Source organism: Mucilaginibacter gynuensis (genome assembly GCF_039541195.1).
Lineage (GTDB): Bacteria > Bacteroidota > Bacteroidia > Sphingobacteriales > Sphingobacteriaceae > Mucilaginibacter > Mucilaginibacter gynuensis.
Window position 1 is genome coordinate 1 of record NZ_BAABFT010000043.1, and the last position, 548, is coordinate 548.

The 548-nt window shown below is 66.1% G+C and carries 1 protein-coding gene; it reads right to left on the minus strand.

Features of this window, described 5'->3' with window-relative positions:
• A partial coding sequence (locus tag ABD894_RS28095; protein ID WP_345214428.1) for a hypothetical protein occupies nt 1–282 on the minus strand: 282 nt, incomplete at its 3' end.
• Nucleotides 283–548: the final 266 nt, after the last annotated feature.

Below are 548 nucleotides of genomic sequence, written 5' to 3' on the forward strand. Positions count from 1 at the left end.
CGTGTAGTCATGGTCGAGAGCGGAGGCCATGTTCTCGTGGAAGCTTCGCCGCCCGCGACGATCCATGCGGGTGATGTATGCCCGACGCGTGGCACGGTCCATGTGCTTGCCTACTCCGAACCGTGTTGCGGAGGCGGCCGGCAGCCAGCCGGTCCCTTCGTCGACGACGCGCATGGTCGCGGAACCGACGATCTGTAGCAGGGCCGGGAACGGCGCGGCGTCTGGTCGCCAGCCGAAGCAGTTCACCGCCGCGAGGGCGATCTCGAATCTCTCGGCGCGCACAAGGACACCCGTGGAGCTTGGAAGATACCGCCTACGGCTCTGGCGGCACTCGGCTATACGCCGGTGTCTGGCACCGGGCCAGACACCAGCGACGTGACACCGCCTGACACCACCCCTGAACACACCCCGGAACCAAAGCACACACAGCTCAATACCCTCCGCGATGAGCTGGCTGCCACACGGGAGCGACTGGCCCGTCTCGAAGCTGAAAACGAGGGACACCGTGCCTTGCTGGCAGAGCGTGAGCGCACCGTCGAGACCCAAGC